Origin of the sequence: Arthrospira sp. PCC 8006, assembly GCF_046480465.1 — a bacterium.
In the GTDB taxonomy this organism is placed as follows: Bacteria; Cyanobacteriota; Cyanobacteriia; order Cyanobacteriales; family Microcoleaceae; genus Limnospira; species Limnospira platensis.
This window is the reverse complement of the sequence record NZ_PKGG01000321.1, coordinates 1-4,344: the sequence shown is the minus strand read 5'-3', so window position 1 is coordinate 4,344 and position 4,344 is coordinate 1. Positions and strand designations below refer to the sequence as shown.

The 4,344-nt window shown below is 42.8% G+C and carries 1 protein-coding gene and 4 pseudogenes; 2 read left to right on the top strand and 3 right to left on the bottom strand.

Translation table 11 applies throughout. The features are described 5' to 3' along the window. Nucleotides 1-94: 94 nt before the first annotated feature. A pseudogene (locus B9T16_RS26380) lies at nt 95-895 on the top strand (reverse transcriptase domain-containing protein); the annotation flags it as partial. Here the strand turns inward: B9T16_RS26380 and B9T16_RS26375 are convergent. The 3 genes and pseudogenes from B9T16_RS26375 to B9T16_RS26365 all read right to left on the bottom strand — a co-directional run. Next, a pseudogene (locus B9T16_RS26375) lies at nt 877-2,004 on the bottom strand (reverse transcriptase domain-containing protein); the annotation flags it as partial. The pseudogenes B9T16_RS26380 and B9T16_RS26375 overlap by 19 nt on opposite strands. Further along, nucleotides 1,964-2,186, bottom strand: a pseudogene (locus B9T16_RS26370) (HNH endonuclease). The pseudogenes B9T16_RS26370 and B9T16_RS26375, both read right to left, overlap by 41 nt. Nucleotides 2,187-2,207: 21 nt before the next feature. After that, nucleotides 2,208-2,432 (bottom strand): reverse transcriptase N-terminal domain-containing protein, encoded by a 225-nt coding sequence (locus tag B9T16_RS26365; RefSeq protein WP_014274427.1) that lies wholly within the window; start codon nt 2,430-2,432, stop codon nt 2,208-2,210. Nucleotides 2,433-3,155: 723 nt separating this feature from the next. On the opposite strand from B9T16_RS26365, the pseudogene B9T16_RS26360 reads away from it, so the two are divergent. Next, a pseudogene (locus tag B9T16_RS26360) lies at nt 3,156-3,644 on the top strand (recombinase); the annotation flags it as partial. Nucleotides 3,645-4,344 lie beyond the last annotated feature (700 nt).

Below are 4,344 nucleotides of genomic sequence, written 5' to 3'. Positions count from 1 at the left end.
TCAGGAGCCKTATGAGATGAAAGTCTCAAGTACGGTTTTGAAGTGGAGTTGGGGAAGGTGACTTCCCTTTCGACCATAACAAAATGCTCTTACCGTGAACCATGATTACCTACTGTCCAAAATTCATTGTCCAAGCAGCCTAAAAAGAGACCTGAAACAATGGCTCAAAGCGGGAGTGCTAGATAACGGTGTATTCGAGGAAACAGAAACAGGGACACCCCAAGGAGGGGTAATAAGTCCAATACTCGCCAACATCGCACTGTTGGGAATGGAAAGGTTAATCAAGAGTCTGTATCCAAACAAAGGAACAGTCACTCAAGCCAACCTAATACGATACGCCGATGATTTCGTGATTATCTCAAAAGACCTAGGAATCATTGAACAGTGCCAAACTGCTATCACCAAATGGTTAAAACCTGTAGGATTAGAGATTAAACCCGAAAAGACTCGAATTTGTCACACACTCAAACCTATTGAGTATAATGGCAAAACAGAAGAACCTGGGTTTGATTTTCTCGGATTCAATATCAGGCAATATCCAGTAGGAAAATATAAAACTGGGAAAACAGGCGGGGCAGCAAGCCGATTAATCGGACATAAAACCCACATAAAACCCAGCCACAAAGCAATTAAAGCCCACACAGAAGCGATAAAAGGTGTAATTAAACAACATAAAACTGCACCTCAATCAGCCCTGATTAATCATCTAAACCCAATTATTCGGGGATGGTCAAACTATTATTCAGCGGTAGTCTCAACAGAGACCTTCAATAAGCTAGACTACATAATCTGGCAAATGTTAAGGGCATGGACAGTATCGAGATGCGGAAAGGCAAGTCACGAAAAGCTAAGAAATTATTTCAGACATGGAACAATTAAACTTAGCWMWGGGCGTATTAAGGTATGTCTGACAATTGGAGTCCAGTTGTGTTTGAATAGATGTAACCCATCTTTGGTTTGGAACAGCCAATTTTCGTGTCTTTCTTTCCCATTGCTAAGTTTAATTGTTCCATGTCTGAAATAATTTCTTAGCTTTTCGTGACTTGCCTTTCCGCATCTTGATACTGTCCATGCCCGTAACATTTGCCAGATTGTCTTATCTAGTTTGGTGAATGTCTCTGTTGAGACTACCGCTGAGTAATAGTTTGACCATCCCATAATAATTGGGTTTAGTTTGTTAATCAGGGTTGATTGAGGTGCTGTTTTAAATTGTTTAATTACACCTTTTATCACTTCTGTGTGGGCAACTGCTTTTTGGCTGGGTTTAATGTGGGTCTTGTGACCGATTAATCGGCTTGCCATTCCCCCTGTTTTCCCAGATTTATATTTTCCTGCTGGATATTGCCTAATRTTGAATCCTAGAAAATCAAATCCTGGCTCCTCTGTTCTGCCTTCATATTCAATAGGTTTGAACGTATGGCAGATTCGAGTCTTTTCAGGTTTTATTTCTAATCCCACAGGTTTTAACCGTTCGGAAATAGCAGTTTTGCACTGTTCAATGATTTCTAGTGATGGGGATATCACTACAAAGTCATCGGCGTATCTTATAACAGTAGCCTGCGCTCTGTTTGCTTTCTTTGGATACATTGTCTCTATGAACCTAATCATGCCATCCAATGCGATGTTAGCTAGGAGTGGACTTATTACCCCTCCCTGGGGTGTCCCTGATTCTGTATCCTCAAATACGCCGTTATCTAGCACGCCTGCTTTGAGCCATTGTTTCAGGTCTCTTTTTAGGCAGCTTGGACAATGAATTTTGGACAGTAGGTAATCATGGTTTATTCGGTCAAAACATTTTGCTATATCAGCATCGAGTACATAATATTCACCCTTGTTGATACTTGAGTAAATTCGTGCTATTGCATCTTGGGCTGACCGTCCGGGACGGAACCCATAGCTTGTGCTTTCAAATCTCGATTCCCATTCAGGTTCGAGAGCCGACTTAACCAAGGCTTGCCTTGCTCTATCTTGGATTGTGGGTATTCCTATTCCAGCTTTTTTCATCCCTACCAGGTTTTGGAATCCACACCCGTCGCAGTGGTTTTGCTTTGAGGTTTCCTTTGATTTTCTCGGTCATTTCTAGCCTTTGTTTAGGGGATATTGCTATCACACCATCTACTCCAGCCGTCTTTTTGCCTTGACCCGCTTGGGGGGGCGGGTTTATTAAGCTGACTGTTGGGAAGCATGGCTGACCGTGGAACCCGCCCCTACAGTCGCACTGCTAAGAGTCGGGCATAATATGATTTCACCAATAGACGTTGCCACCTTCTTACCTTTGCGTCCTGTCCCGATTTAGCTGCTTGAAATATACTCTTTTGGAGCTTGAAAACTTTCCGTTGAACCTTAGTCCACGGGATGGTCTTCCATGCGTTGTTCGTAGTCTTGATTGGTTTGGATTTCCCAAATCCTTTCTTTAAACTCGCTATCGCCATTTGTACACCTACTTGACTCTATTTCTTTACAATCAAACCGTGACCCGTTAGCATATCCCTACCATTACAGTCGGGCGTTGGCTTCTGGTCACATCTCACCCCCTAATAGGCTTACGCTTACACTTTCACTACTGACTTTCTCGACCAGATTATCAGAGCCTAAGAGGGGTTAAAACGTTCCGTTTATATGGGCATTCCATCTTTAGATTTGTCCTATCCACCGGGGTACTTTTAAAGGTCTGTGTAGGTGATGAAGTGATTACCCTACTTTTCCCCTTACTCTTTTGAGCGCAGCGTATCAACCTGTTTCGCTGCTCAATAATGACGATGGTTCAAGCCGGACATTCGGTTTCCCTAATCATGGATGGTTGGCAGTGGTCTCGGTTCTGGTGTTGGGTTACACCTAGGAGCTTTCCGTTCCCCGCTTCAATCCTGAGGTTGTGATTCCCAAAATTGGGGGTGGCTATCGCCGTTACCCTAATTTCCTAACTTTACTTATCCATTTCTGGGCTTACTATAAGGAATTTGTATGGGTTAGTTCGTTTTGACCTTGGGTTCCCTGCCTTGTTTGGTATATCTCTATACCGAACGTTGGGACATATAAACAGTTATGAGGATGGTCACGAGTGCGTTCCTTATATTCAACCAAGGGGTTGAAGTCCCCACCAGGCGGTTACTTCGGGTATTTCAACCCTATTTCATGCCTGAACGTTTCGCACCACTTACTTTACTGACGCAGAAGGTCGGAAAGTGAGTATTAAAACAGGGGGAAGGGTTGTAGCCCCAATTCCCAGTCCCGAAATGTTTGATTTCCTAGAATTGAAACGGCCGTTGTTACCAGAATATAGCCCGAAAAAAGGCAGTCAACCCAAAACCATAGCTGGAGGCTTTGACGCAACGTTTAGTAACAGAATTCAATCTATGAAATGCCCGGTAACCCAGAAATATGCTTTTCGTAGACTGTACAACCTGTTAGGTGAACAATATGGACTACCTATCGAGTTGCGAGCTAGACTTATGGGACATAGCACAATCGTCAATGAGGGTAAATACAAGACAGAAGGCATTGACGCTACCTTAGAAGTTCTCAAAGGGGTTTCTAAGTTACCTATACCATTGAACGTGGCTATAGAACGGTTAACAGCGTTAGGGGTTGATATTGATAGCTCTGAAGCTAAATTATTTCTTAGAGTTATCTATCTGATAGATTAATCTAATCGTCAACCTTTCATAAATTAACGCCCCTAGATTAAACCCCTAGGGGTTATTTTATGGCTACAGATTAATAGATACTACTACGGTTTTGAGTAACACCTAAGTAACGGTAGAATAGGGGTTATAGGCTATGTATTAGGTTCAAATCCCGCCAGAGCCATTTAACTTAAACCCTTATCCTGACTACTATCGCGGGAATTGCTTTAACCCGATAGTCGTACCTAATTACTCAGATATTACTCACAATCTAGTCCTAGCACAGGAAAATAATTCTGTCAATAGGATGATTACTCAGTCAATAAGCACAACTTAATCAATCTGTCAAATACCCATACCACCCCCCAACCAAACACCGATAGGGTAACTCCCTTGTGATAGCAGTCAATGGCAAGCCTATCGGTTCGTTCCTCACCATTGACTGCTATCACATCGTTCGTTTCCCCAATAGTGCTTGTTTCGGTTAGGGGGAGGGTATGGCTCAAATCAACCCATAGTGGGTTCCCTATGGGAGTCAGATTATTGGTGAAATCTTGACGAGCCTACTCGCTACCAACAAAATGCGATCGCATAATCACGACTAACCTGGCTATGACATACTGAAGCGATACCCCCAAACAACTTTTCAACTGGTRACTTGTTTCGTCATCTCTCGCTGATACCTACATAATCCTMRRSAAGTCTCCAATTTATAGGGGTA